The organism is Amycolatopsis thermalba (genome assembly GCF_023376025.1).
GTDB lineage: Bacteria > Actinomycetota > Actinomycetes > Mycobacteriales > Pseudonocardiaceae > Amycolatopsis_E > Amycolatopsis_E thermalba.
Window position 1 is genome coordinate 3,938,914 of the sequence record NZ_CP091196.1, and the last position, 26,852, is coordinate 3,965,765.

The 26,852-nt window shown below is 72.3% G+C and carries 20 protein-coding genes and 1 pseudogene; 11 read left to right on the plus strand and 10 right to left on the minus strand.

Features of this window, described 5'->3' with window-relative positions:
• Window positions 1-4: 4 nt before the first annotated feature.
• The 9 genes from L1857_RS18960 (at window position 5) to L1857_RS19000 (ending at window position 10,678) form a co-directional block, all read left to right on the plus strand.
• A complete protein-coding gene (locus L1857_RS18960) occupies window positions 5-676 on the plus strand; it encodes a class I SAM-dependent methyltransferase (protein WP_233157261.1) in 672 nt (223 codons plus the stop codon).
• The gene (locus L1857_RS18965; protein WP_116111691.1) at window positions 673-1,626 is read left to right on the plus strand and encodes a UbiA family prenyltransferase; all 954 of its coding nucleotides are present in this window, start codon (window positions 673-675) and stop codon (window positions 1,624-1,626) included. The genes L1857_RS18960 and L1857_RS18965 overlap by 4 nt, the downstream gene beginning before the upstream one ends.
• Entirely contained in the window at window positions 1,623-2,960 is a 1,338-nt protein-coding gene (locus tag L1857_RS18970) for a protoporphyrinogen/coproporphyrinogen oxidase (RefSeq protein WP_094005496.1), read from the plus strand. Before L1857_RS18965 ends, L1857_RS18970 begins: the two co-directional genes overlap by 4 nt.
• Window positions 2,957-4,552 (plus strand): class I adenylate-forming enzyme family protein, encoded by a 1,596-nt coding sequence (locus L1857_RS18975; protein WP_249465794.1) that lies wholly within the window; start codon window positions 2,957-2,959, stop codon window positions 4,550-4,552. Before L1857_RS18970 ends, L1857_RS18975 begins: the two co-directional genes overlap by 4 nt.
• A 34-nt stretch (window positions 4,553-4,586) precedes the next feature.
• Window positions 4,587-5,405, plus strand: a complete 819-nt coding sequence (locus tag L1857_RS18980) for a class I SAM-dependent methyltransferase (protein ID WP_116111693.1) — start codon at window positions 4,587-4,589, stop codon at window positions 5,403-5,405.
• Window positions 5,402-7,078 (plus strand): CoA transferase, encoded by a 1,677-nt coding sequence (locus L1857_RS18985; protein ID WP_240323285.1) that lies wholly within the window; start codon window positions 5,402-5,404, stop codon window positions 7,076-7,078. The genes L1857_RS18980 and L1857_RS18985 overlap by 4 nt, the downstream gene beginning before the upstream one ends.
• Window positions 7,075-8,640, plus strand: a complete 1,566-nt coding sequence (locus L1857_RS18990) for a class I adenylate-forming enzyme family protein (RefSeq protein WP_205413319.1) — start codon at window positions 7,075-7,077, stop codon at window positions 8,638-8,640. The genes L1857_RS18985 and L1857_RS18990 overlap by 4 nt, the downstream gene beginning before the upstream one ends.
• A 35-nt stretch (window positions 8,641-8,675) precedes the next feature.
• Window positions 8,676-10,244 carry an HD domain-containing phosphohydrolase gene (locus L1857_RS18995; RefSeq protein ID WP_205413320.1) on the plus strand — a complete coding sequence of 523 codons (1,569 nt, stop codon included), beginning with the start codon at window positions 8,676-8,678 and terminating at the stop codon, window positions 10,242-10,244.
• 68 nt (window positions 10,245-10,312) lie between these two features.
• On the plus strand, window positions 10,313-10,678 hold the full coding sequence (locus L1857_RS19000; protein ID WP_094005498.1) for a DsrE family protein: 366 nt from the start codon (window positions 10,313-10,315) through the stop codon (window positions 10,676-10,678).
• A 554-nt stretch (window positions 10,679-11,232) separates the two neighbouring features.
• Here L1857_RS19000 and L1857_RS19005 read toward each other — a convergent pair.
• From L1857_RS19005 to L1857_RS19015, 3 genes and pseudogenes are all read right to left on the minus strand, one after another.
• Window positions 11,233-11,370, minus strand: a complete 138-nt coding sequence (locus L1857_RS19005; RefSeq protein WP_158224426.1) for a hypothetical protein — start codon at window positions 11,368-11,370, stop codon at window positions 11,233-11,235.
• A gap of 140 nt (window positions 11,371-11,510) precedes the next feature.
• Complete coding sequence (locus tag L1857_RS19010) at window positions 11,511-12,563, minus strand: GIY-YIG nuclease family protein (protein ID WP_162831136.1); 1,053 nt, start codon at window positions 12,561-12,563, stop codon at window positions 11,511-11,513.
• Between the two features lie 124 nt (window positions 12,564-12,687).
• Window positions 12,688-13,848 (minus strand): annotated as a pseudogene (locus L1857_RS19015) (IS3 family transposase).
• 280 nt (window positions 13,849-14,128) lie between these two features.
• On the opposite strand from L1857_RS19015, the gene L1857_RS35585 reads away from it, so the two are divergent.
• Window positions 14,129-14,734: a GntR family transcriptional regulator gene (locus L1857_RS35585; protein WP_116111695.1), complete on the plus strand. Its 606-nt coding sequence runs from the start codon at window positions 14,129-14,131 to the stop codon at window positions 14,732-14,734.
• Between the two features lie 68 nt (window positions 14,735-14,802).
• On the opposite strand, the gene L1857_RS19025 is transcribed toward L1857_RS35585, so the two are convergent.
• From L1857_RS19025 to L1857_RS19035, 3 genes are all read right to left on the minus strand, one after another.
• Entirely contained in the window at window positions 14,803-17,619 is a 2,817-nt protein-coding gene (locus tag L1857_RS19025) for an alpha-L-rhamnosidase (RefSeq protein WP_116111696.1), read from the minus strand.
• Window positions 17,616-18,899, minus strand: coding sequence for an MFS transporter (locus L1857_RS19030; protein WP_094005512.1), 1,284 nt, complete (start codon window positions 18,897-18,899; stop codon window positions 17,616-17,618). The genes L1857_RS19025 and L1857_RS19030 overlap by 4 nt, the downstream gene beginning before the upstream one ends.
• A 156-nt stretch (window positions 18,900-19,055) precedes the next feature.
• On the minus strand, window positions 19,056-20,156 hold the full coding sequence (locus tag L1857_RS19035; RefSeq protein WP_198958228.1) for a LacI family DNA-binding transcriptional regulator: 1,101 nt from the start codon (window positions 20,154-20,156) through the stop codon (window positions 19,056-19,058).
• A gap of 305 nt (window positions 20,157-20,461) precedes the next feature.
• Here L1857_RS19035 and L1857_RS19040 point away from each other — a divergent pair, with 305 nt between their 5' ends.
• On the plus strand, window positions 20,462-22,513 hold the full coding sequence (locus L1857_RS19040; protein ID WP_249465799.1) for an alpha-L-rhamnosidase C-terminal domain-containing protein: 2,052 nt from the start codon (window positions 20,462-20,464) through the stop codon (window positions 22,511-22,513).
• Window positions 22,514-22,580: 67 nt separating this feature from the next.
• Here L1857_RS19040 and eno read toward each other — a convergent pair whose 3' ends face one another.
• The 4 genes from eno to L1857_RS19060 are packed head-to-tail and all read right to left on the minus strand — an operon-like array spanning window position 22,581 to window position 26,753.
• Window positions 22,581-23,900, minus strand: coding sequence for a phosphopyruvate hydratase (eno, locus tag L1857_RS19045; RefSeq protein ID WP_094005513.1), 1,320 nt, complete (start codon window positions 23,898-23,900; stop codon window positions 22,581-22,583).
• The gene (locus L1857_RS19050) at window positions 23,897-24,841 is read right to left on the minus strand and encodes a phosphotransferase family protein (protein WP_094005514.1); all 945 of its coding nucleotides are present in this window, start codon (window positions 24,839-24,841) and stop codon (window positions 23,897-23,899) included. The genes eno and L1857_RS19050 overlap by 4 nt, the downstream gene beginning before the upstream one ends.
• Window positions 24,838-25,812 carry a C-terminal binding protein gene (locus L1857_RS19055; RefSeq protein WP_158224428.1) on the minus strand — a complete coding sequence of 325 codons (975 nt, stop codon included), beginning with the start codon at window positions 25,810-25,812 and terminating at the stop codon, window positions 24,838-24,840. Before L1857_RS19055 ends, L1857_RS19050 begins: the two co-directional genes overlap by 4 nt.
• Window positions 25,809-26,753 carry a fumarylacetoacetate hydrolase family protein gene (locus tag L1857_RS19060; RefSeq protein ID WP_094005516.1) on the minus strand — a complete coding sequence of 315 codons (945 nt, stop codon included), beginning with the start codon at window positions 26,751-26,753 and terminating at the stop codon, window positions 25,809-25,811. The genes L1857_RS19055 and L1857_RS19060 overlap by 4 nt, the downstream gene beginning before the upstream one ends.
• Between the last annotated feature and the right edge of the window lie 99 nt (window positions 26,754-26,852).

Sequence of the window (26,852 nt, forward strand, 5' to 3'; positions counted from 1 at the left end):
CCCGATGAGCGTTGTGCCCGCCCGCCCCCAGGACGGCACGTCCCTGACCGACGACGAGATCGGCGAGGAATGGCGCCGCCGCGCCGGCCGCGACGGGCTCGCCCGCGTCATGCGCGCCTCGCAGCCCGGCCACCTCAACGCCGAGGTCACCGCCGCCACGCGCGCGCTCGTCGGCGCCCTGCTCGACCGGGCGGCCGCCGAGCTCGGCCGCCCGCTGCGGCGCGGCCTGGAGGTCGGGTGCGGGGTCGGCAGGCTCACCCCGCACATCGCGGCGCGCACCGAGCACCTCACGGCGATCGACATGACCGCCGAAATGCTCGACGCGGCGCGGCGGAACTGCGCGGGACAGGACACAGTGGACTTCCGCAGGCAGCGGATCGAGGAGTTCCAGGCCCGTCCCGGCGAATTCGACGCGGCGGTGTGCGTGTGGGTACTCATGCACGTGCTGGATCCGGCGCGGCTCGCGGCCGCCTGCCAGGCCCTGGGCACGGCCGCCCGGTACGTCGTGCTGGTCGAGTACGAGCACGCCCGCGTCCCGGTGAGCCGGTGGTCCCGGCTGCGGCCGATGGAGGAGTACGTCGCGCTCATCCCCGGCGGGCGGCTGCGGTGCCGCGAGGAGCTGGACTACGGCGGCGACCTGTCCGCGGCCGCGCTGATCCGGACCGGTGCGCGATGACGGCCGACGCGGTGGTGCTCCGGCCGGAACCGAAGCTGCGCAGCTACGCCCGGCTGGCCAAGCTGGACGTCTTCGACTACTACCTGAGCGTGCCGCTGGTGCTGGCCGCGGTGTCGGCGCAGGCCGGGCGGCTGGACCTGGGCGTGCTGCCGATGCTGCTGGCCTTCGGCCTCGGCGAGGTCTGCGTGCTGGCCGCGCTGGTCGCGCTCGACGACCTCACCGGGTACCGCGACGGCAGCGACATCGCCAACTACGCACCCGACGCGCCGCTGCGGCGCAAGCTCCGCAAGCCCCTGGTGGCCGGCACCCTCACCGAACGGGAGGTCGCCGGATTCGCCACCGCCGCCGCGGCCGCGGGCGGTCTCTTGTGGACGGTGGCCGTCGCGCTGGCCCCGCACCGCCCGGTGTGGCTGGTCGTCGCGATCGCCGTGCTGTTCGTGATCTCGCTGCAGTACTCCTACGGGATCAAGCTCAGCTACCACGGGTTCCAGGAACTGTTCATCGCGGCGCTGGGCTGGGCGCTGGTGCTCGCCCCCTACGCGCTGGTCACCGGGGGAGCCTCCGCGTTCGTGGTGACGCAGGCGCTGCTGTTCGGCCTCGGCCCGCTGCTGTTCGGGGTGTACTCCAACACCAACGACATCGAGGGCGACCGGGGCATCGGCCGGCCCACCGTGGCGGCGCTGGTCTCGCCGACGGCCAACGCGGTGTTCATCGGCGCGCTGTCCGCCGCCGAGTTCGCCATCGTGCTGACCGCCACCGTCGCCGGGTTCGCCCCGTGGTGGTTCGTGCCGTTGATGCTGCCCGTGACCGTGCTGCGCGCCGCCCAGTGGTACACGGGCTTCCGCCGCGGCGACATCATGCGCGCCCGCCGGATGGGCTTCACCATCCACCGGGTGAGCACCGTGCTGCTGATCGCCGCCTCCGTGCTGCTCGTGGGGACCGCGGCGTGAGCGCCGACGTCGTGGTGGTGGGCGCCGGAATCGCCGGGCTCACCGTGGCGCACGAGCTCGCCACCACCGGAGCGGACGTGCGGGTCCTGGAGGCCGGGCACCGGGTGGGCGGCCGCATGGCCACCACCCGGCACGCCGGGTTCGTCATCGACGAAGGCGCGGAACAGATCTCCGCGCGCGGCTACCGGGCCACCTGGGAACTGCTGCGGCGCACCGGGTTCACCCCGGCGGAGGTGCCGGAGATCGGCCACGCGATCGGCGTGTGGCGCGACGGCCGCGCGCACCCCGGCGTGGCCGACCCGCGGGCCGTCGTGACCGGAGCCGGACTGTCCCGGCGCGCGCGGCTGGACCTGGCGCGCTTCCAGCTGGGCCTGGCCCGCGGGCGGGCGGCGTTCGATCCCGACCAGCCCGAGCGGACCCCGCTGGGCACCGCCACCGTGGCCGAGATGGCCGCCCGGTACCACCCGGATCTGCACGACCACCTGCTGGCGCCCGTCGCGTCCGCCTTCTTCGGCTGGGACACGCGCCGGTCGTGCGCCGCGCCGATGGTGGCGCTGATGAACGAGGTCGGGAGCGTCTCGTGCTGGCGCACCTACCGGGACGGCATGGACTCGCTGGCCCGTCGCCTCGCGGGAGGCGTGCCGGTCGAGACCGGGTGCGCCGTGCGCGAGGTGGCCGCCGACGGGCACCGCGCGCGCATCGTGACCGATCGCGGAGACCTGAGCGCGGCGTCCGTCGTCCTGTGCGTGCCCGCACCGGTCGCCGCGCCGCTGTATCCCACCGCCCCCGAGCCGGAGCGCGCGTTCCTGCGCGCCTGCACGTTCGCCCCGGTCCTGAAGGTCGCCTGCCTCCTCGACCGGCCGCTCGCACCCCGGTCACCGGTGCCGCTGTACGCGCTGCTCGCCGCGGCCGGCGAGGACGCCCTGCTCGCCGGGCTCGTCGTCGATCACGCGAAGCACCCCGGCCGCGTTCCGGCGGGACGCGGGCTGATCAGCCTGATCGCCGCCCCCGCCGCGGTCCCCGGTCTGCTGTCCGAACCGGACGCCGCGGTCGCCGGACGGCTCGTCGCGGCCGCCGAGCGCTACCTGCCCGGCATCACGGCGGCCACCACGACCACGCTCGTGCACCGCTTCCGGCACGGCCTGCCGGAAGCGCCCCCGGCGGCGCTGCGGCTGCGCGCGGCGTTCGCGGACCGGCCGGTCGGCCCGGTCGACTACGCCGGTGACTGGGTCCTGCTGCGGCCCAGCAGCGAGGGCGCCGTCCGGGCGGCCGCGCTCGCCTCCGCCCGGGTCCGGTCCCTGCTCGCCCGGAACCGGCGGGAGGCCCGGGTATGAAGCCCTACGACATGGGCGTGCTGTTCGACGAGTGCGCGGAGCACGCCATCCCCACCACCGTCCGGCTGGACCGCCCGTTCGACATCGCGCCGGAGGGCGGCACCAGCTACGACGTCCCCGCGCTCGCCGGACTGGTGCGCGAGGTGTCCGCCTGGTGGCACGCCGCCGGGGCGCGGCCGGGCGATCCGGTCGCGATCGTCAAGGACAACCACTGGGACTACGTCCTGCTGGCCTGCGGGGCGATCCGGCTCGGCGCGGTGCCCGCGCAGATCGCCGGCAACCTCGACGCCCCGTCGCTGGCGACCCTGCTGCACCGCCTGCGGCCGTCCGTGCTGCTCGCCGGTTCCGCCGTCCTGCAGCGCTGCGCCGAAGCCGGCGTCGACCTCCGCGGCCTGGCCCGGACGGTGCTCGCGCTCGGCGAACCGGTGCCCGGCGCCCGGTCCGCCGACGACGTGCGCGGCACGCCGCCCCCGCCGCCCCGGCGGCCCGAACCGGACGCCCCGCTGGTCGTCGTGCACACCTCCGGCACCACCGGGGTGCCCAAGCTGGTGGTGCACTCGACCCGGACCGTCATCGGCACCCTCGCCCGGTTCGAGGCCGTGCGGGTACCGGTGCTGGCGGCCCGCCGCGACGACGTGCTGGCCAACGCCGGCGCCTGGGCACACGGCCGGGCGTTCTGCTGGACGGCGAGCGTGTTCTGCCTCGGCCCCCGCTCGATCAGCATCCTCACCGGCGCCGACCCGGACACCGCCGACCCGGTGCTGCGGGCCGCGCCGCCGACGATCGTCGAGGCCACCCCGGCGAACTACCTGCGGCTGCGGCCGCTGCTGTCCCGGCTGGACAACGCGTTCCGGAACGTGCGGCTCTACCTGTCCACGTTCGACGCGATCCACCCGCCGACGGTCCGGGACTACCTGGCCGCGTCCGGACGGCGGACTCCACTGTGGATGCAGGGCTGGGGCCAGAGCGAGACCGGCCCGCTCACGTTCCGCTTCTTCACCCGCGGGTCGGTGCGGCAGCGCGGCGAGCGGCACCCGGGCACCCGCAACCTCGGCCACCCGGTGCCCGGGCGCACCCGGCTGCGGGTCGTCGATCCCGCGACCCTGCGCCCGGTACCGGCCGGCCGGCCCGGCCTGGTGCTGGCCGCCACGGCCGCCACCTGCCTCGGCTACGTCGGCGAGGACGACCGCTGGGCCGCCAAGCGCGACGGGCGGTGGTTCAACACCGGCGACATCGGGGTCCGGCGCCGGGACGGCAGCCTGCTCCTGCTGGACCGCGAGGTCGACCACGCCGGCGCGCTGAGCTGCCTGGAGATCGAGGACGTGGTGGCGGACCGGCTGCCGGAGGTCATCGAGTGCGTCGTCCTCACCACCCGCGGCCGGCCCCCGTTGCCGGTGGCCGTCACCGAGGACGGCGCGCTCGACCGCGCCGCGTGGGCCACCGCCGTGCGCGACCTGCCGCCGCTGCGCGAGCCGGTCGCGCTGCGCTGGGACGAGGTTCCCCGCACCGCCACCGGGAAGGTGCGCCGGTCCGCGCTCCTCGCCGAGCTGCAGGACGGCGCCACGCTGCCCGGCTCCGGCCGCTGGACCTGATCCGAACCGTGCACGTCTTCGTGAAGGGAGTGGGATGAGCACGCGCGCCGACACCCCGGCCGGCTACGTCTTCGCCGGCGCCGGGGCCACCGGGACCGACGATCCGCGCGCCCGGCAGCACCAGTGGCTGGCCGCCGCCTACGACCCGCTGACCACCCGGCGGCTCGCGGCCACCGGTGCCGGCCCCGGCTGGCGGTGCCTCGACGTGGGCGCGGGCGGCGGCAGCGTCTCCCGCTGGCTGGCCGCGCGGGTCGCCCCGTCCGGTGGCGTCGTCGCCACCGACCTCGACCCGGGGCACGTCGGCACCGCCGCGAACCTGGTCGTCCAGCGGCACGACGTCGTCACCGACCCGCTGCCGGAGGCCGCGTTCGACCTCGTGCACGCGCGGCTCGTCCTGCGGCACCTGCCACGGCGCGCCGCGGTGCTGGGCAAGCTGGCCCGGGCGCTGCGGCCGGGCGGGTGGCTGCAGATCGACGAGTTCGACACCGGCTACGGGCCCTGCCTGCTCGCGCCCGGCCCGGCGGCCCGGCGACGCTACGAGGAGTTCCGCGCCGCAGTCGCCACCGTGATGCGCGCGGCCGGCGCCGAGCCCGGCTACGGCGCCCAGGTCGCCGAGGAGATGCGCGCGGCCGGGCTCACCGGGATCGACGTGCACGCCGAGGTGACGGTGTGGCACGCCGGATCGCCGGGCCTGCGGCTGCTCCTGCACACCAGCCACCACCTCCACGAGCGGCTGGCCGCCGCCGGGCTGACCGGGGAACACCTCGCGGACGTGCGGCGGGTGATGACCGATCCCGGGTTCCGCGCGGTGTCGCCGGTGATGTACTCGGTCCACGGCAGGCGGGCGTCGTGACCGTCACGCGTGCCACGTCGCCCGCTCCGCCCGCCGCCACGGCCGTCCTGCTGCGGCTGCTGCGGCAGCTCGGCTGCGCCCCCACCGGGGTGACCGCGGACGTCACGTGGGCCGGGCCGGTCCGCCTGCCCCTCGTGGACGAGGCCGGGGTCCAGGCGGCGTGCGGGCTGATGCACATCCACGGCAGGCGCGACGGGCACCCGGTTCCGCTGGCGATGGACGTCGCCGCGTCGGTCGCCGGGATCCTCGCCGCGCACGGCGTGGTCGCCGCGCTCATCGCGCGGGCACGCGGGCTCCCGCTCACCGCGGTGCGCACCTCGGCGAGCCAGGCGGCCCTGCTGCTCGCCGCCCAGTACCTGGCCGCCGACAACGCCGCGGACGCCGTCCCCGTCCCCGGACCGGGCCTGCCCCCGCCGTTCGTGTCCGCCGACGGGGTGCGGTTCGAGATCGAAACCCTCGACGCCGAGCCGTGGCAGCGCTTCTGGCACCTCCTCGGCGCCGGACCGGAGGCGATCCGGCACGGCTGGCCGCCGTTCCAGCTGCGCTTCGGCACCGCGACCTGCCCGCTGCCCCCGGAGCTGCACGAGATCGCCACCGGCCGGCCGTTCGCCCGGGTGCTCGCCGCGGGCACCGCCAGCGGTGTGGTCGTGATGCGGGTCCGGGAAACGCCCGGCCTGGCGCCGGAGTCCGCGCCGTGGCGCTTCGAGCCGCTGGCCGGAACCTCCCGCCAGAGCTACCACCGGCCCCGGGAGCTGCCCCTGGAGGGCATCGTGGTCGTGGAGTCGGCCCGCCGCGTGCAGGGGCCGCTGGCCGGGCACCTGCTGCGGATGCTCGGCGCGGACGTGGTGCGCGTGGAACCCCCGGGCGGTGACCCGTTGCGCTGGCCGCCACCGCTCGCCGGCGACTGCTCCGCCCGCTTCCGCGCGATCAACGACGGCAAGCGGGTGGCCGAGGCGGACTTCACGACCGCGGCGGGCCGCGCGCGGCTGTGCGAACTCGTCGCGGGCGCCGACGTGTTCCTGCACAACTGGGCGCCGGGCAAGGCCCAGGCGCTCGGCCTCGACGCCGCGGACCTGAACCGCGTGCGCCCGGGGCTGGTGTACGCCGCGGCCGGCGGGTGGGGACCGGAGCCCGGCGCGGGCCCGAAGATCGCCACCGACTACGTGGTGCAGGCCCAGTCCGGGCTGGCGGCCGCGATCCGCCCCCAGGGCGAGCCACCGGCGCCCACGTTGCTCACCCTCGCCGACCTCCTCGGCGGGCTGGTGTGCGCGCTGGGCGTGCTCGGCGCGCTGCACACCCGGATCCGGACCGGGATCGGCAGCCGGACGGACAGCTCGCTGCTGTCGGCCACGGCCGCCCTGCCCCGGTCCCCGGTCCGTCCGGTGTGGACCGACCTGGACCGTCCACTGCGGACGGCCGACGGGTACCTGATGCTGTCCCGCGTCGCGCGGCCCGCGCTGGGTGCGGGGCAGGCGGTGCTCCGTGGGGCGCGGCAGCGCTCCACCGCGGAGGTCCTGCGGCAGCTCGCCGAGGCCGGGCTGCCCGCGGTGCCGGTGTGCACCGACCTGCGGCAGCTCGCGGCCGACTGGCGGTTCGAGCAGGCGCTGGAGATCACCGGGGACGCGGCGGGCGGGCGGATGGTGTCGGTGCGCCCGCCGTGGGAGTTCTGGTGAGGTGGGTCTCGCGGTCCGGTCTCGTCCTGACCGACCACGTGCCGGCGGCGCTGCGGCGGGAGTGGCGTGATCGCGGCTGGTGCCCCGGCCGCGACCTCGCCACCCTGTTCCGGGAACGGGCGCAGGCCCACCCGGACCAGGCCGCGGTGATCGACCCCGCGGGGACGGTGACGTACGCGGAGCTGGCCGCTGACGTGCGCGTCGTGTCGGCCGGCCTGCGGGCCGCGGGGCTCGGCGAGCGGGACGTGGTGGGGATCGCGCTGCCGGGCGGGGTGGACGCCGTGGTGGCCGAGCTGGCCGTGCTGACGATCGGCGCGGTCGCCCTGCCCGTCCCGGACCGGTCGGCCCGGACGCTGCGCAGCCTGCTCGGCCGCAGCCGTGCCGCGGGCCTGATCGGTGACGCCGCGGTCGCCGGGCCGGCGGGGCCGGTGCTGCTGACCATGACCGAGCTGCGCGCGGCCACGCCGGGGCGGGGCGAACCCGCCGCCGTGGATGCCGCGTGGCCGGCGCGGATCATGGTCTCGTCGGGGTCGGAGGCCGAGCCCAAGATGGTCGCCTACTCGCACGACGCGATCGCCGGCGGCCGGGCCCGGTACGTGCGCGCGCTGGCCGCCGGGCCGGAACCGGTGCGCAACTTCGTGCTCGCGCCGCTGGCGTCGTCGTTCGGCTCGGCCGGCGTTCCGGTGACGGTGGCCGCCCTGGGCGGCACCCTGCTGGTGCAGCCGCGGTTCGACGCGGGCCAGGCGCTGCGGATGATGGCCGAGCACCGGCCGACGCACGTGTTCGGCGTGCCCACCATGCTGCGGCGTCTGGCGGCGCACCCGGCCGCCACCGCGATGAGTGGGCTGCGTGCGCTGGTCGCCAGTGGTGACGTGCTGCCGGAGCCGGTCGCCCGCGCCTGCCGGGACCGGTTCGGGTGCCCGGTGATCACCGTCTACGGGTCCTCCGACGGGGTGAACTGCCATTCGGCCGCCGGCAACCGGCCCGATCCGGCGGTGTGCGCCATCCGGATCGCCGGGCCGGACGGGACCACGCGGCCGGCCGGTGAGGCGGGGGAGATCTGGGCGCTCGGGCCGATGACCCCGCTGTGCTACGTGGCCGCTCCGGACCTCGACGCCCGGTACCGCCGCCCCGGCGGCTGGGTACGCACCGGCGACCGCGGGGTGCTCGACGAGCAGGGCAGGCTCACGGTGCTCGGCCGCCTGCGGCGGGTGGTCAACCGGGGCGGGTACAAGATCAGCCCGGTGGAGGTCGAAGAGCTGGTGGCCGCGCACCCGGCCGTCGCCGAGGCGGCATGCGTCCCCATCCCGGACGACGACCTCGGCGAGCGCCTGTGCGCGTGCATCACCCCGAGGCCCGGCGCGCGGGCGCCGGACCTGGCCGAGCTGAGCGGCTACCTGCGGCAACGGCACGGCCTGGAGAGCCGCAAACTACCCGAAGCGCTGCTGGTGCTCCCGGAACTGCCGATGACCCCCACGGGCAAGGTGTGCCGCCGAACGCTGACCACCCACGCGGCGGCGCAGGCCGCGCCCTCGCAGCCGAGCACCGTGCGACGGAGCTGAGCCCGAACCGGCGGGCAGCGCTCTATCCTGCATACATGGAGGAGCGTGATCGCGATTCGGGGATCACGCTGGCCGAGTTGCTGGCGGCGTTCTCGCTCGCGACCGACCTGGGCCTGGGGCAGCCCATGGAGCACCTGCTGCGCGCGTGGCGCCTCGCCACGGGGCTGGCCGACCGCCTCGGCGTCGCGGGGGAGCGGCGCGACGAGCTGTTCTACGTCGCCATGCTGTCGTGGGTGGGCTGCGTCGCCGACGCACCGGAGGTCGCGGCGTCCTTCGGTGACGACATCGCTTTCCGGGCCGGGAGTTACGACGCCGACCTCGCCGGGCTGTCCGGGGCCGCGTTCTTCGCCCGCCACGCCGCCGCCGGCCAGGCCACGCCACGCCGGATCCGGGCCGTCGCCACGCTGATGCTCACCAACGGCAACCGGGTGGCGCGGGGGATCCAGTCGCACTGTCTGACCACGGCGGTGCTCGCGGAACGGCTCGGCCTCGGTCACGAGGTGGGCACCGCCCTGCGCCAGTTCTTCACCCGGTGGGACGGTCGCGGCGTCCCGGCTGGTGTGGGTGCCACCGACGTGTCCCCGCTGGTGCAGCTGTTCCAGTTGGCCGACGTGGCCGAGGTGCACCACCGGCATGGCGGCGTGGACGCCGCGGTCGGCGTGGCCCGGGCGCGCCGGGGTGGTCAGTTCGCGCCGGCCGTCGTCGACGCGTTCTGCGCGCACGCCGGCGAACTGCTGGACGGGCTCGGCGACACCGTGGACGTGCCGCGGGTGCTCGCGGCGGAGCCGGCGCTGTGCCGCCGGTTGTCCGAACGGGAACTCGACGCCGCGCTGGAGGGGCTGGCCGACTTCACCGATCTGCGCAGCGGCTGGCGAGCCGGCCATTCCCGCGGGGTCGGCGAACTGGCCGGCCGGGTGGCCGGCGTGATGGGGCTGCCGCCGCGGGACCTGACGGTCCTGCACCGGGCCGGTCTCGTCCACGACATCGGTCTGCACGGCGTGCCGGTGACCGTTCTCGGCAAGCCGGGGCCGCTGTCGGTCACCGAGTGGGAACGGATCCGGCTCAGCGCGTACTACACCGAACGCGTGCTGGCCCGGCCCGCGAAGCTGGGCAGGATCGGCGCGGTCGCGGCGCTCGCGCACGAGCGCCACGACGGCAGCGGGTACCACCGCGGAATCGGCGGTGCCGCGGTGCCGATGACCGGGCGGATCCTGGCCGCGGCCTGCGCGTACCGGGCCATGCTCGAGCCGCGCGCGCACCGTCCGGCCCTCCCGGCGAAGGCGGCTGCCGGCGTGCTCCGCAGCGAGGTCCGGGCCGGACGTCTCGACACCGACGCCGCCCACGCCGTGCTGACCGCGGCGGGTGTCGAAGGGCGTCAGGCCCGCCGCCCCGGGCCCGCGGGCCTGACACCGCGCGAGGTGGAGGTGCTCGTCCTGATCGCGCGGGGTGCCGCCACCGGCGACGTGGCCGCGCGCCTGGGGATCTCCCGCAAGACGGCGGGCACCCACATCGAGCGGATCTACGCCAAGACCGGGGCGTCCTCGCGGGCGACGGCGACCCTGTTCGCGCTGCGCAACGGCTTGCTCGACCCGCTCGATTTGTAGGGAGAACACCCGACGACACGGCGCCGGCCCCCTCCTACCGTGCCCTCATCCGACTCCGAGGAGGGGCCATGCCCAGCAAAGCCGTCATCAGCCTGAGCACCGGACTGGAAGATCCGGAAAAGGTCACCGTCGCGTTCCTGGTCGCCGTCGGCGCTGCCGAGACCGGCCGCGAGACGCTCATGTTCCTGGCGAAGGAGGCGGTCCGGCTCGCCGTGCCGAAAACCGCGACCGGCGTGGCCTGCGACGGCTGCCCACCGCTGGCCGACCTGGTCAAGCGGTACGAGACCGCGGGCGGGCGGTACTTCGTCTGCCCGATCTGCTTCAACGCCAAGCAGCTGGACCCCGACACGTTGATCGGCGGCGCCGAGCTCAACGGCACGGTCCCGATGTGGAACTGGATCGGTGACGAGCCGGCCACCACGTTCAGCTACTGAGCCACGGGCTCGTCCGCGTCCCCGGCGGGACCGGGCCGGCGTTCGGCTTGGCGCGGCGGTCAGCCGGGGGAATCAGCGCAGAAACCCGCCGGCGCTCGCGCCGTCGACTTGAGAGTGCTGACCACGATCAAGGCGGCACCCAACCCGTCGGAGAAGTACGGGAAACCGTCTGAGGCCGGCCTCCCTCACCTGGGAGCAACCGTCTCACCGCGCCGGCTGGGCCAGGTCGGGACGGCAGAACGGCGTGGGATCGGCGGTGCGCAGGGGACGAGCGAGGTGGCCGCGTGTGGTGCCGGCGGGTCTGCCACACGTGCCGCACGGCGACGGCGAGCAGCCGGACGATCACCGCGACGGACGCGAGCAGTGCGAGCGCGGCGGGCACGTCGGCGAGGCCGTGCACCCCGATAGTCGTCAGCAGTGCACGAAGGCAGGCGTGGCCCGCCAGCAAGTGTAGGCGAACAAGAGGTTCTGCGCCGGACCGGTGCGCAGATTCAGGAGAACCTGCTGAATGTGTGTCGCTGCCATCCATTCTGGGCTGGCTATGCTCCTGCCCTCTACCTCGCCGAGATCTGCAGCTCGAGCAGGGCGGCGCCGAGCATGACGTAGTAGGCGTCGACGATGGCATCGTCGCGTAGGGAAGCCGCTTGACCAGCTGGGGGCAGGAAGCGCGGCTCCACGTGGCCGACCGGCATGCGGTGCACGGGAGGTCAGGTCGCAGGGCAGCCTTGGCAATGCGCACGCGCCTGTGCGCGTGGGTGACGTCGGGTGTGGAGCCCGTTCGGCGCCCGCTCAGTGGATCGGCGTTGGTAGCGCGGGCGTGAGAGTTCCGCTTTCACGCGCCGTGTCGTGTGTTGCGGGTCGAACGATGCTGAGACTTCTTCTTCCGTTGAGCGCGTGGGCGTAATTGGGGCAACCAGCGCTCGGGCGTGATTGGGTCCATCGGAGCTGATTGGGCTGTCGGCCGTGGGGCCCATGCCCGTGGGGCTGGAAGCGCGATCGCGTGTTGTGATGCGGCGACCATCGCCGGGCTCGGTTCTCGCGTGAGGATGTTGAGAAGCAGAGGGTGCCCGTCCGTCGTCAGCTGAGGGGTCCAGCTCCGGTAAACGACCTGACAATAGGCCAATGCCTCAAACAGGACGCTCTTGCACTTCTCGACCACATTGCCGGAATCCGACAGCCATAGCACCCGGTCGCCTGGAGTGAGCCGCTCTCTGCCGAGCAGTAGCCCGTTGCTGACCTTCCGCTCGCGGTCCAGATGGGGGACGGGGTCCTGAGCGCCAAGCTCGTCTCCGATGCTGAACCCGGCGGTCTCGCCCTCGCGCGCGGCAGGAATGATCTCCAATTGGTCTCCGTTCGCGTGCGCTTGCCACACATCGACTGGCTGCCACCCGAAGCCGTGCGACGACGATAGGCCCGAGTGAGACAACAAGACGAAGATGTCTCCAGCTTCCAAGGCAAGGCTGATGCGCTGGGGGTCGCCGATCAGGTGCGGGCGGCTTGAGGCGCCCGTGCCCCATGCATCGATGCCGTCGATGTCGAGGACGCATTCCCGGACAGTCTCGATCGCCCGGTCGACGGGGACACGGAAGAATTCTCGCTTCGGGTTGACGCGTGCGTCAGCAAGGTATCTGTGGACGAGCTTTTCGAGAGCCCGCCATCGTGTGGTGAGCGCTCGGAACTCGACGGTGAAGGACAGCGGCACGCCAGGATGGCGTGACAAAGCCGCGGCGCGGTCCTCTGGCAGATCAGTGGTGAAACCGATCTTGACCAACCCAGGCATCGCGGGATTGGTCAAGACATACACGAACCCGACGTCGCTTCCTTCCATGCGCGTAGTCTGCCCGAAGGGGCTGACATTTTCTGACGGTTGCACGAGCAGTTCCACCGGATGCCTCATGCAGTAGGTTCCAGTTCGCACTTGGTCAACAGCGCACGCCGTGCCCAGGTTGAAGCGGCGATGCGGAGCCCGGGTCTGCCCAGACTTCGGTTGACACCGGGGCTGACTGTTTTCAGGCCGCTGTTGCGGGCGTGTAGATGGTCTCAAACTCGACTGGGGTGAGCTTGCCCAGGGCGCGTTGGCGGCGTTTGCGGTGGTACTTCGTCTCGATCCAGGACACGATCGCCAGCCGCAGTTCGTCGCGGGTGCGCCACCGGCAAGTGTCGAGGACATTCTTCTGCAGCAACGAAAAGAATGATTCCATCGCGGCGTTGTCACCACAGGCGCCGACACGGCCCATCGATCCGGCCAGCCCGTGACTGCGGAGCATTCGCCGGTAGGCGGCGGAGCGGAACTGGGCCCCTCGGTCGGAGTGGACCACGGTGCCGGCCGGGTAGCGTAGCGCGATCGCGTTGCGCAGCGCGCTGACGGCGAGTGAGGCCCGCATGTGCGTGTCTATGGAGTATCCGACGATTTTGTTGGAGTAGCAGTCCTTGATCGCACACAGATACAGTTTTCCCTCCCTGGTGGCATGTTCGGTGATGTCGGTCAGCCACAGCACATTCGGCGCGTCGGCGGTGAAGCTGCGGCGCACCAGGTCGTCGTGCACCGGCGGCCCGGCCTTGCGGCAGAGGGCCCTTCTTCCTGGCGTGCAGCGAGAAGATCTGTTGCATCGAGCAGATCCGCCACACCCGGTTCTCCGAGGCGGTGAACCCGCGCTGGGCGAGTTCGTCGGCGATGAACCGGTACCCGTCGGCCGGGTCATCGGCATGAATGTCGAGGGCGGCATTGATCAAATGGGCGTCATCCCAGTCCCGCTGCGAGACCGGATCGCGAAGCCACTGGTAGTAGGCCTGCCGGGAGATACCCAGCACCCTGCACGTCACCGCGACCGGCACTCGCACAGGGGCGCCGGCCGCGGCCAGTTCACGGACGAGCGGGAAGGCTATTTTCCCGGCAGATTGCCCTGCGCCAGATAGGCAGCCGCCTTGCGCAGCACCTCGTTCTCCTGCTCCAGCAGCCGGTTGCGTTTACGCAGTTCGCGCAGCTCAGCGGACTCCTCGCGGGTTACGCCGGGCCGGGTGCCGTCCTCGACGTCGGCGGCGCGCAGCCAGTTGGCCAGGCAGGACTCGGAGATCCCGAAATCCTTCGCGACCTGCTTCAACGGGGTCTCGCCGCGACGGGCCACGGCGACCACGTCGTCACGGAACTCGCGGGGATAGGGCTTGGGCACGATGACATCCTTCCAGGCGAGGCCGGAACCTCACAGGTGAGGTGTCAACCAGACCCTGAACAGACCCTGTTCGCGCATTGCACCGTCGTTTGGTGTGTAGCACCGCACCAAACCTGGAGGGAAGAATGATGTGGCGGTGGATTTCTCGTATTTGCCGTGGCGTGCCTTCCTCGGCGAGAAGCGTTCGGCCGCAGCATCGCCCTCGCCACGCGATGCCCGAGCGCGTGAAGGTTGCGCTCAACGAAGAAAACGGCTGGGTACGCGTGCACCGGAGTCGGCGATGACGGAAGATCGTCGAACTCCGCAATATCTCTATCGGACGGTTTTCGAGCAGTTCAAGGCCCGCATCGAATCCGGTGAACTCCCGCCGAACACACCGCTACCGGCCGAACGGCGCTTGGCGGCAGAACTTGGCGTCGCGCTCGGCACCCTTCGCCACGCGACTCAGCTCCTACGAGACGAGGGACTCGTCGTCACAGTGCCGTCGAAGGGGACCTTCATTCGTGACCCGGTGCAAGGGCTACCGGTGGTGCGGGGCCGTGAGAATGATCAGGTGAGAGGTCTTTGCCGCAGCGTTCGTAAGGCACCTGATCCTGGCGGAAACCTCGGTCCCTACGTCGGCGGGTTGGACCGGCACAGGTGCGCCTGGATTTCCCAGTTCCGCCCGGGGCTTCAACGCAATGGAACTGCCGACCGCGGTCTGGCGCTTGCGAAATACATGGCCGAGATCGCGCTCGCCAGTGCCCGCCGGTGGTACGAACGGGCGGCCGCGTCGTCGCCGCGATCTACCCGGGCGGCTGGAAGGCGCTTGGAGCGGCAGGGCGGAAGCAGGTACCACCTGCAGACACGCGTCCGCACCTCGCGAATCACGGGGGCGCCGGGTTGACACGCCGGCGTACTCGGCTTCTTCGTCCAGTTCGGTCGCTTGCGGAGGACTGGGGACGCTGGGAAGGGTCACGTGCGGGCGTCGTCCTCATCGGGCGGCGCCAGATCTTCTGCACGCTCCGGGACCGCTGAGGTGGTGGGCAGGCCGCGGAGCGCCTTGTCGACCGCGTCGAGGATATCCAGCGGGGCTTTGTTGAGCGGGTCGCGCAGGGAGCGGCCGGGCGTCCACCTCGTGGTGCGGCGGAAGGTGGCCGCGCGGTCGGGATCGAGGTCGCGGATCGCGCCGAGGACGGCCTGGTAGGCGCTGGGATCGTCGATCACCGTGGTCAGATCGCTGTCCAGGCTCAGGTCGTCACGTGCCGATGTCGCGCGAAGGTGGGGTTCAGCCCACTCGTGGATCCCACTGCCCACCTCATACTTCACCCCGGAGGGCAGGAGCACCTCGGCGCGGGTGTTGGGCGGTGCCTCGACGTGGAACCGCACCAGGTCTCCCTCTCGCCGCCAGCCGGCGGACGCCCGGCCGTACGGCGTGTCGTGCCAGGCGGCGGCGTCGTCGAGGGTGTCCAGCAGCACCGGTGCCACTCGGATGCGCCGGTAGGCGGGCTCGGCCGGGGCGAGGCCGGCGACGTGCTGGTGCAGCCAGTCCGCCACCGCGCCGAGGGCGTAGTGGTTGAACGAGGTCATCTGGCCGGGATTGATGGAGCCGTCTTCGAGCATCGAGTCCCAGCGTTCCCAGATCGTGGTGGCGCCCATGGTCACCGGGTAGAGCCACGACGGGCATTCGGTCGTGGTGAGCAGGCGCGAGGCCGCGTCGGCGTGCCCGGTGGCGGTGAGCGCGTCGCAGATGATCGGGGTGCCCACGAAGCCTGTCGAGATGTGGTAGCCGAACGCGCGGACCAGTTCGCGCAGCCGCCTGCCCAGTGCTGCCCGGCGCTCGTCGGTGACTAGGCCGAACACGATCGTCAGGGCGTAGGCGGTCGGCGCGTCGGACATCATTCGGCCGCTGGGCGTGACGTAGGCGTCGCGGAAGGCGGCGGCGATTCGCCGCGCCAGGTCGCCGTAGCGGTGGGCGTCGTCGTCGCGGCCCAGGAGCACGGCGGCGCGTGCCGTCAGGTCGGCGGAGCGGAAGTAGTAGGCGGTGGCGACGATCCCGGCGTCGGTCTTCGCCTGCCCGGGTAGGTCGGGCGGAGCATCGGGGTCGAGCCAGTCCCCGAACTGGATACCGCGCTCCCACAGCAGCGCACCGGCGCAGCGGTCGCTCACCGTGTCGACCCAGGCGGCCATGGCGGTGAAGCACGACTCCAGTGGCTCCCGGTCGCCGAAGCGTTCGTGCAGCACCGTCGGTACCACGGTGATCGCGTCGCCCCACGCGGCGACCGGTTCGGACAGGCCGGGGACCTGGGGGATCACCGCCGGCACGACCATGGGCACGACACCGTCCGCGGCGCGCTGCTCGGCGACGACATCCCGTAGCCACGATCGGAGGAAGGCGTCGCAGTCGTAGAGGAATGACGCGGTGGGAGCGAAGACCTGGATGTCGCCGGTCCAGCCGAGGCGTTCGTCGCGCTGGGGGCAGTCGGTGGGGATGGACACGAAGTTGCCCCGCATGCCCCAGACGACGTTGTCGTGGAACCGCTGCACCAGCGGGTGGTTCGTGGTGAACCAGCCGGTACGCCGCATGTCGGTGTGCATTACCGACGCCGTGACCGCGGACGGGTCGAACTCGCCCGGCCAGTTGCCGATTTCGACGTACCGGAACCCGTGGAACGTCCACTTCGGTTCCCAGGTCTCCACCTCGTCGCCGCGCAGCGTGTAGTGGTCGGTCGCGGCGGCGTTGCGCAGCGGGCGGGTGCCCAGTTCGCCGTGTTCGAGCACTTCGGCGTGCCGGAGCGTGACGGTGTGTCCGGCCGGCCCCGACACGGTGATCCGCACCCGGCCGACCAGGTTCTGTCCGAAGTCGACGATCGTCTTGCCGGACGGTGTGGTGCGGACCTGCTCGACGGCGCGGTGCTCGATCACCCGGACCGGCGGTGCGCACCGGGGTTCGGGTGTCACGTCCGGGACGTCGATCAGCGCGACCGGGCGCCACGAATCCGGTTTCCGTCGTGCGTCGTAGGTTTCGCCCTGGTACAGGCTCGCGGAGACGACCGGGCCACGCGCCCAGCGCCAGTGCTCGCCGGTGGTCACCGTGTCCGTCGTGCCGTCGGTGTACTCGATCACCAGCTGCGCTGCGGCGGCGGGCGGTCCTTGGTAGAACCGGCTCGCGGCGTCGCGGAAGCCGAACCGCTCGGTGTACCAGCCGCCGGCCAGCTCGATGCCGAGCTCGTTCACACCAGGCCGCAGGTGGGCGGTCACGTCGCTGACGTCGTAGGTGAGGCGCCACTGGTAGCTGGTCCAGCCCGGTTTCAGTTCCGCGTCGTCCACCCGTTGGCCGTTGAGCCGCGCGTCGTAGACGCCGAACGCCGTGGCGTACAACAGCGCCCGCCGCACGCCTTCCCGAAGGCGGAACGTTCCGCGCAGCAGGTGCGGATGTTCCGCACCAGAGCCGATGAACCTCGCTTCCCATTCGCCAGGAGCGAGGAATCCGGCGGTCACCGTGGTCGGCTCGCTCCATTTCGAGCGCGAGCCGTCCGTGCCGTGGACCCGGACCCGGAGGTGGGCCGTCTGCCGGGGGACCAGCGGCGCGAACGGCCACGGCACGAGCACGGACGCGTCGCCTTCCACGTACGCGGTGTGCCGGGTGCCGTCCGTGGTGAGTTCGAGGTCCGCCCCGGCCTGGACCCAGTCGCCGGCCGTGGTGGTCGTCGTCCACGACAGCGGGGGACAGGGGTCCGGGGCGAAGGGCTCACTGGTCAGGCCTATGCGGGGCGGGTTCGCGACCGTCATGAGCGGACCTCGTCGGCGAGCGGCGCCGGTTCGATCACGCCTGAGCCGCGAACCCGCCGGATGATCACTGCCCCGATGAAGCCGGACACCAGCGCGAAGAACGTCAGCAGGTAATACAAACCCGAGGGGCTCCAGGCGATCAGCGCCGGCGTGACCAGGGCGAAGGCCGCGGCGACGAACCGGGCCACCGCCATGGTCGCGCCCTGCACCGTGGCGCGGGCGTTGACCGGGAACGATTCCTGGGTCCAGATCTTGTACAGCGCCTCGCCGACGAACGGGAACCCGATGTTGTAGAGCACCAGGGCCGCGATCATCGCGGGCAGCACGACACCGCCGGTGACGGCGATGAGCAGCTGGCAGGACGCGAAGATGACCACGCCCGCGGCGAAGAACCTGCTGCGCCAGCGGGTGTCCGCGATCCGGGTGAACACCACGGTGCCGACGAGGCCGATGAGCGTGGTGCCGAAGGAGACGGCGGTGGCGACGGCCTGGGTGGTGCCGCCGACGGTGACCAGGAAGTAGGTCTTGAACGAGCCGAACGTGTTGGCCACCAGCGTGAAGAACAGGTAGAACAGCGCGGTGAGCGCGATCATGCCGAGGTAGGAGCGCTCTCGGACGAGTTCCTTGAGGGGCAACGCTTTCGCGGCATCGACGCCGGCCGCGGCGTGCCGGGCTTCGGCGTCGGCCTCCAGGTCGCGGAAGGGCGGGTAGAACGCGCGGAACGCGAACGTCGCGACCGCGAGCACGGCCAGCAGTCCGAAGATCAAGCGGATGCCGGTCAGCCCGAGCCCGGACACCGCGAAGCCCAGCGCGGTCGCGAGCACGACGCCGACCGTCCACATGACGTGGGTGAACGCGACAAGACGGCCCTGAGCGCCCTGCGGCGCCCGCTCGGACAGCACCGCGATCGAGGTCGGCAGGTCCGCCCCCGCCGCCACACCGATGACGATCACGCCGGCGACGAGCACGGTGGCGTTGGGCGCGACGGCCACCGCGACCGCGGCCGCGGCGTAGAGCAGGATCGTCATCGAGAACATCCGGCCGCGGCCGACCAGATCCGCCAGGCGGCCGCCAGTGAGCGCGCCGACGGCGATGAACAGCGTGAGCGCGGACCCGAGCACGCCCACGGTCCACACGTCCAGGTCGAACGCCTTCTTCCAGAGCGCCAGCCCGAGGCCGACAGAGATGATCGCGCCGGAGTCGAGCAGGGACGCCATTCCGGCGGCCACCGCGAGCAGCCAGTGCCTGCGGTCCAGGCGCGCCGATGTCGGGTCGGGCATGGGGTTCTCCTTCATCGTCGAAGAGAGGTAAAACGATTTACCTATGGTTATTGCGAGTCTTGCTAGAGGAGGTAACGAGGTTGGTGCCGGTGAGAGTAAAACGATTCAACACTCGGCGCAACCGCCGCCCGGCGGCGTGGCCGCTGAGCGGGAGGGTCAGTCGCCGCCCGTGGAGGCGCGGACCACCAGCTTGGGGGAGAAGTCGATCTGCCGCCGGTGCTCCGGGTCGGTGCCGGCTTCGAGGACCGTCATTTCCTCGAACAGCAGGTCCGCGACCGCGCGGCCGAGCTCGACGTGCGGCGTGCGGATCGTGCTCAGCGGAACGATCGTCGACTTCGCGAACTCGATGTCGTCGTAGCCCATGACCGCGATGTCGCCCGGCACGCTCACCCGCCGGCCGGCAACGAAGGCCTGGACGACCCCGATCGCCAGCAGGTCGTTGACGCAGAACAACGCGTCCGGCCGGTGCTCCGGTGAGCGGTCGGCGATGTCGTTCGCGCACGCGATTCCGGCGTCCACCGAGCGTTCGGGCACCGGGATGATCTCCAGCGTCGCGCCGGGGACGGACCCGACCACCGACAGGGCGCCGTTGAGCCGGTCGGCCACCTGGCGCAGTTCGAGCGACGAGGCGACGAAGCCGATCCGCCGGTGCCCCCGGTCGAGGAGGTGGCGCATGGCGAGGCGGCCGCCCTCCACGTGGTCGATCGACACCGACGCCTGTTCCGGCGACACCGCACGGCGGGCGCTGAGCACGCTGGCGATTCCGTGCGCGCGCATCTGCGCGAGTTCGTCCTCCACGTCGCCGACCGGAGCGATGATCACGCCGCTGACCTGCTGTTTGGCGAACAGCTGCAGGTAGGCGCGTTCGCGCTGCTGGGAGCCGGTGTCGTTGGCCATCAACAGGTACATTCCCCGCGCCGAGACCCGCTGCTCGATCGCCGCGGCGATCTCCGGGGTGGTCGCTCCCGCCAGTTCGAAGGCGATGTACCCGATCACCGGGCTGACGCCCATCCGCAGTGTGCGGGCCACGTCGTTGGGCACGAACCCGAGCCTGTCGACGGCCTGCTGGATGCGCTCGCGGGTGGCTTCGGAGAGCTTGCGTGGCTTGTGGAAGAAGTTCGACACGGACGCGGGGGACACGCCGGCCAGTTCGGCGACCTCGCGGATGGTCACCCTGTTCAGCCTGTCCTCCTCGGTCGATGTCGGCACGGTGTCGATCAGCCCATGGTAGTGCTGCGCCATCCAGGCGTTCCGCATGTCCGGTTCCGGACAAATCCTTGCACCGTGGCGGGGGCGGCCCCGTACCTTCCCGGTACTCCGAAACGAACATCCGCTCGAGGGAGAGAGGTAGGTCGGAGTTGAAACGATTTACTCCTAGATCCGCGCGAAGTGTGGCCGTTGGCGTGCTGACGGTCGCGACCATGGTCACCGCCACCGTGCCCGCTGCCGGTGCTCCGGTGCCGGACACAGTCTTCCAGTCGGCGTCCGCCAAGTGGCAGCAATACGTCCTGGGGCCGTCGTCCCCGCAGGTGCGTCCGGTCGCCGCCCAAGAGCGTGGGGACGTGCGCCACCCCCGGACCCTGGTCTCGGGGCACGGGCCCGCGACGACCCTGACCACCGCGGCCGGCGGCACCCCGGCGTCGGTCCTGCTCGACTTCGGTCGCGAGGTCGGCGGCGTGCCCAATCTCGACATCACCGCTGTCACCGGCAGCCCCACGATCACGATCGTGACGTCCGAGGCGCGCCAGTACATCCGGACACCCGCGTCGACCACGGTCGCGGCGGCCGTCCCGGCGGGAACGACCCGGGTGCCGCTGGCCTCGGCCGCCAACCTGGAGGCCGGGAACACCATCACCTTCGGCACCGGCGCGGACGCCGTCACGCGGACGATCACCGGTTTCGACCCCGCCGCCAAGACCGTCGACCTGGATTCCGGCCTGCCCCGCGACCTGGCGGCGGGCACCCCGGTGACGACTTCGCCCGGGGCGCCGAGCTCGGACGAGTCGCGGGGCCTGGCCGGTGTCGGTGGTCCGGACACCCTGCAGCCGACCGGGCCAGGCCGTCTCAACGGCGGCTTCCACGGCGGGTTCCGGTTCGCGCTGGTCACCGTGAGCTCGCCGGGCAGCGTGTCGTTGTCCTCGGCCGGGGTCGACTTCCAGGCCTACCGCGCCACCCCCGCCGACTACCGGGGCTGGTTCCTCTCCAGCGACGACCAGCTCAACCGGATGTGGTACTCCGGCGCGTACACGCTGCAGATGAACCTCAAGGCGCCCGGGCTCAACGGGCTGGCCGACGCCCGGATCTACGACGGCGCCAAGCGCGACCGCAGCATCTGGACCGGTGACCTGCTGGTGCAGGGGCCGACGGCGATCAGCACCCTCGGCGACGTCGGGGCGGACTACCTGCGCTCGTCGCTGGACGTGCTGCTGGCCAAGCAGCGCGCGGACGGGGCGTTCCCCGGCTCGCCGGACTTCGCCAAGCGCACCTCGCCCGAGGGCTCGCCGCTGTTCTACTCCAACAACTACTCGGGCTACGGTGCGCGGGCGTTCATCGACTACTACCGCTACACCGGCGACAAGGCCTACATCACCAGCGTCCTGCCGGCGCTGCGGCGGGAACTGGCTTACAACGACAGCTTCCGCACCGCCGACAACCTCGTGGTGTCCAACGACCGCGATTACTGGCAGGCCACCCAGACCGGCGAAGTGACCAAGTACAGCATCGACTACTACATCCTGCTGCGGGAGATGGCGTGGCTGGAGCGTGCCGTGGGGTCGGCCTCGGCCGCCGAGGGCTACGACGCCACGGCGGACGCCATCAAGACCGCCGTGATGACGAAGCTGTGGAACCCGCAGCTCGGCGCGTACCCGCAGAGCAGCACCAACCCCGGCGTGCTCGTCGGCGACGCCAACGCGCTGGCGCTGCAGTACGGGTTCGTGCCGGCCGGTCAGGAAGGGCGGGTGCTGGCCGCGATCAGGACACTGTGGACTCCCTACGGCGCGATCATGGGGCCGGGCCTGAAGGACCCGACCGGGCACACGATCGAACCGTTCGCCAACGGCATGGAGACCGCGGGCCGCTTCGCGGTCGGTGACACCGGGGGAGCGCTGGAGTTGATGCGCCGCACCTGGGGGCCGATGGTCGATCCGGCGAACCTGCTCTACACCGGGGCGTTCTGGGAGTTCAAGAACAGCGACGGCGGGGTCAACCGCGCCACAGCCAGCCTCGCCCACGGCTGGGCCGCCTCGCCGACCGTGCAGCTGACCGAGCAGGTCCTCGGCGTGGCACCGGTCGGGCCCGGCTACCAGAGCTGGCGGATCCAGCCGCGTCCGGCCGAGCTGAAGTGGAGCGCCGGCAGCGTGCCGACCGCGTTCGGTGACATCGAGGTCAGCTGGAGCTCCGAGCAGAAGGCGGGCCGGTTCGCCTTGACCGCGCGCACGCCGGCGGGCACCAGCGGCGTGATCGCGGTGCCGGTGACCCGCGGGGCGGACGTGTCGGTCAACGGCCGCACGGTATGGCGGGACGGCCGCGGCACGGCCTTGGGCGCGACCGAGTCCGGCGGGTACGTGCTGCTGACCGTGCCCGGCGGCGAGTACCGCGTCGCGGTGCGGTAACCCTTGCCTGGTGGCACCCCGGTCTGGCCGGGGTGCCACCAGCGCTGTGCGAACTCAACGACGCTCGTCAGGTGCGTCGTGCACCGTCAAGTGTGGTACGGGCGCTCGCGCGAAGCGCGGTGGCGCCGGCGTAGTCGGCGTCCTCGCCCAGTTCGGTTTCCAGGCGTAACAGGCGGTTCCACTTGGCGGTGCGTTCGGATCGGGTGATGGAGCCGACCTTGATCTGGCCGGTGCGCCAGCCCACGGCGAGGTCGGCCAGCCAGTTGTCCTCGGTTTCGCCGGAGCGTGCGGACAGCACGGTGGTGTAGCCGTTGTCCTGGGCGTGGCGGACGACGGCGCGGGCGGCGGTGAGTGTGCCGGTCTGGTTGGGCTTCACCAGCACGGCGTTGGCGACCTGGCCACGCACGCCGCGGTCGAGGCGGGCGAGATCGGTGACGAACAGGTCGTCGCCGAGGAGTTGGCGGCCGGCCAGGCGCTGGGTGGCGTCGCGCCAGCCCGTCCAGTCGTCCTCCGCGAGAGCGTCCTCGATGGACACGATGGGATAGTGGTCGCACCAGCCGGCCAGCTCATCGATCAACTCGTGGGCGGTGAGGTCGCGGTCCTCGGCGGCGAGCCGGTAGCGGTCGCCGGTGAAGAACTGGGTGGCGGCGACATCGATGGCGATCCCGATGTCGTCGCCGGGGCGCAGCCGGGCGCGTTCGATCCCGGCGGTCAGCAGGTCCAGCGCGGCCCGGTTGGTCGGCAGGACCGGACCGAGCCCGCCTTCGTCGGCCACGAGCGCGGGTGACGTGCCGCGAGCGGTGAGGACGTCGGCGGTGGCGGCCCGCACCCGCGAGCACCATTCGAGGGCTTCGGCGAACGAGCGCGCGCCGACGGGCACGGCGAGGAAGTCCTGGACGTCGATCGCGCGGCCGGCGTGGGCGCCGCCGGAGATGATGTTAACCATGGGCAGCGGCAGCAGGGGAGTGGCGTCGTCGTCGGCGACGGCGCGGTAGAGGGGCAGGCCGCGCGCGTCGGCCGCGGCGAGTGCGGTGGCGACCGAGACGGCGAGGATGGCGTTCGCGCCGAGCCGGCCGAGGTCGGTGGTGCCGTCCGCGCTGCGCAGCGCCTGGTCCACGCTGCTCTGGGCGGTGGCGTCCAGACCGCGTACGGCGCCGAAGAGCTCCCCGGACACGGCGCTGACCGCTCCGCGAACGCCCTGACCGCCGTACCGGATTCCGCCGTCGCGCAGCTCGCGGGCCTCGTGGCGACCGGTGGACGCACCGGAGGGGACGGTGGTCTCCCCACGTGCCCCGCCTTCCAGGCGCACCTCGCAGCCGACCGTCGGCTTGCCGCGGGAGTCGAGGGCCTCCCACGCCCGCACGGCGCTGATGGCGGTGTCACTCACGTCAGGTCCTTCCAGATGTCGGTCACCACGTCGGGCGGGTCGAGCAGGAGACGGCGGCCGAGCGCCCGCGCGCGATCCCGGGCTGTGGGCGCCAGGTAGTCCACGGGACTGGTGCCGTCGACCCGGCTGAGCACGAGGCAGCCGGTCTGGCGGATCAGCTGGTTCTCGTCGAGGGGCACTTCGAGCGCGTCCAGGAACTCGTGCGCGGCCGCGGCGCAGGCGGGGGCGGCCGTGGGCCGGTGCAGTGATTTGAGCAGCAGGTGGCCGACCGTCCAGGCGGGATCGAAGGTGGGGTCGCCGGCGTGGGCGACCTCCCAGTCGATGACCCACAGCTGGTGGCCATCGGGATCGACGAGCACGTTCTTCGGTGTGTAATCGCCGTGCACCAGGCAGGTCGTGGTCTCGGCCATCACCGACAGGGTGGTGTCGATCGGCCCGGCGAGGTCGGGGTGGCGGCGCCGGATGGCGCGGTGGAACGGGTCGACCCGCAGCTGGGTGAAGACGGTCCGGTCGGCGAAGTCGTGCAGCACGCCCGGCATCGCGGCTGTCTCCCGTTGCCAGCGGCCGAGCAGGTGCCCCAGCTCTCCGGCGACGGACGGTCGGACGGTGCCGGCGAGCAGTTCATCCTTCCAGGTGTGCCAGGTGCGGGGAGCGCGGCTGATGACCAGGTAGCCGTCGTCGAGGTCGAGCACGCGGGGGACCGCGCCGGGGGTGATGCGCCCGGCCAGCCGCAGGGCGCGGCCTTCGGTGGTGATGCGCGCGGGGTCGGCGGTCCAGGTCTGTGCGACCCGCAGCCGTCGCAGCGCGCGTTTGACGACGACGTCGACGCCGGGGCCGGTGGCGGCGAAGACGTCGTTGGACACCCCGCCGGTCAGGGGCCGCACGTCGAGGGTTTCGGTGCGGGTGGCGAGGCCGCGCCGCACCAGGTGTTCGGCGATCATCGCATCCTCAGGGCCGTGCTGGACAGGACTTCGGGGTTGACCACCGTGGCTGGGACGAGTCCGGTCAGGACGTCGGCGACGTTGGTGGCGGCGGTTCGGGCCAGGTCGGCCAGTGAGCCGTCGGAGTTGAACGCGACGTGCGGGGTGAGGACCACGTCGTCGCGGGTCCGGAGTGGATGGTGGGGCGGGAGGGGCTCGGGGTCGGTGACGTCCAGCGCGGCGGCGGCGATGACCCGGTCGCGCAACGCGGACACCAGGGCGTCGGTGTCGACGAGCGAGCCGCGTGCGGTGTTGACCAGCCACGCGGTGGGTTTCATCTTCGCCAGTTCGGCGGCGCCGATCATGCCTCGCGTCTGTGGGGTGGCCGGTACGTGCAGCGACACGATGTCGCTGGCGGCCAGCAGTTCCTCCAGCGACGCGGCCGGTTCGGTTCCCGGCACTGCTCGGTCGGTCCGGCTCCAGGTCAGGACCTGCAGGCCGACGGCCAGTGCCCGGGGGACGAGTGCGCGTCCGATGGTGCCGAGCCCAACGAGGCCGAGAACCTTGCCGCGCAGCCGGCTCGGCGTGCCGGTGCCGGTGACGTCCCAGCCGCCGTGGCCCAGCAGCCGGGTGTGCGGCACGAGCCGCCGCGCGAGGGCGAGGATGAGCAGCAGTGTGTGGTCGGCGACTTCGTCGGAGCAGTAGTCGGGCACGTTGCTGACCACCATGCCCAGCTCGGTGGCACGGGCGACGTCGATGTTGTCCACGCCGACGCCGTAACGGGCCACGGTGAGACAGCGCCGGGCCGCGTCGAGCACGTCGGCGGGGATCTTCGCGAAGCAGGTCAGGATCGCGTCCGCGCCGGTGGCCAGGCGGGCGATCTCCGCGGGATCGCCGCTTGCGTCGACGACCTCGGCGCCGGTCGCGGCGACGATCTGCGACTCGAGGTCGAGGGACGGCCACGGGTGGTCGGTGACGAGGACGCGCTTCACGGGCGCCGCCAGGGCAGGATCTCGTGGCGCGGCGGTCCCGGCACCACCCGGTTCCGCGTCCCGCCCAGCAGTTCCACGCTGGTCGTCACGACATCGCCGGGGCGCAGTGGTGGGAGGTGGTCGCGCCCGTGCCGGCCCCACAGCTCGGCCAGGCACCCGCCCTGGCAGGTTCCCGAGCCGAGCAGGTCGCCGGGGCGGATCCAGGTGCCCCGCGAGGCGTAGGTAGCCAGCGCGGCGAAGCTCCAGGCCATGTTGTCCAGCCGGTCCTGCCCGATCAGCTCGCCGTTGACCCGGACCTCCATCGCCAGGTCGTAGGAGGGTCCGGACCGCCGGTCCGCCAGCTCGTCGGCCGTCACGAACACGGCGCCGAGCGCGGTCGCGGTGTCCTTGCCCTTGGCCGGTCCCAGCCGCATCCGCATCTCGTGGAACTGCACGTCGCGGGCGGAGAAGTCGTTGAGGACGACGAACCCGGCGAGATGGTCCGCGGCGTCCTCGACGCCGAGGTCCCGGCCGGCAGCGCCGACCACCGCCGCGACTTCCAGTTCGAAGTCGAACAGCGCGCATCCGGGTGGGATTTCCACGTCGTCGTGCGGGCCGACGGTGGCGTAGGGGTTGGAGAAGTAGAACGCCGGGATTTCCCAGAACTCCGCCGGAATTTCGGCATCGGGGTCGAGCATCTTGACCACCCCCGCGGTGTGCTCGGGGAAGGTGGAGAAGTCGCGAACGGTCGGTGGGTCCAGCGGCGCCATCAGGTCCGCGCCAGCCCAGGGGGTGACACGCCTCCGGGTGCGCAGCGCGACCTCGCCCGCGGACCGCAGCCTGCCGTCGTGGGCCAGGAGTGCGGGCAGGTCGGGTTCGGTGTCCAGATCGATCAGGGCGTCCTCATCGTCGAGCACGGCGAGTCTGGGGCCCTGATCCGTCCGGTGCCGGGCGAATCTCATCACGCCTCCTTCGCGGATCTGCCGCGATGCTAGGGACGCCACCGGATCCGGCGGAAATGCAGAGCGTGGTTGGCAGGTATCGGCCCGGTGAATGGATCG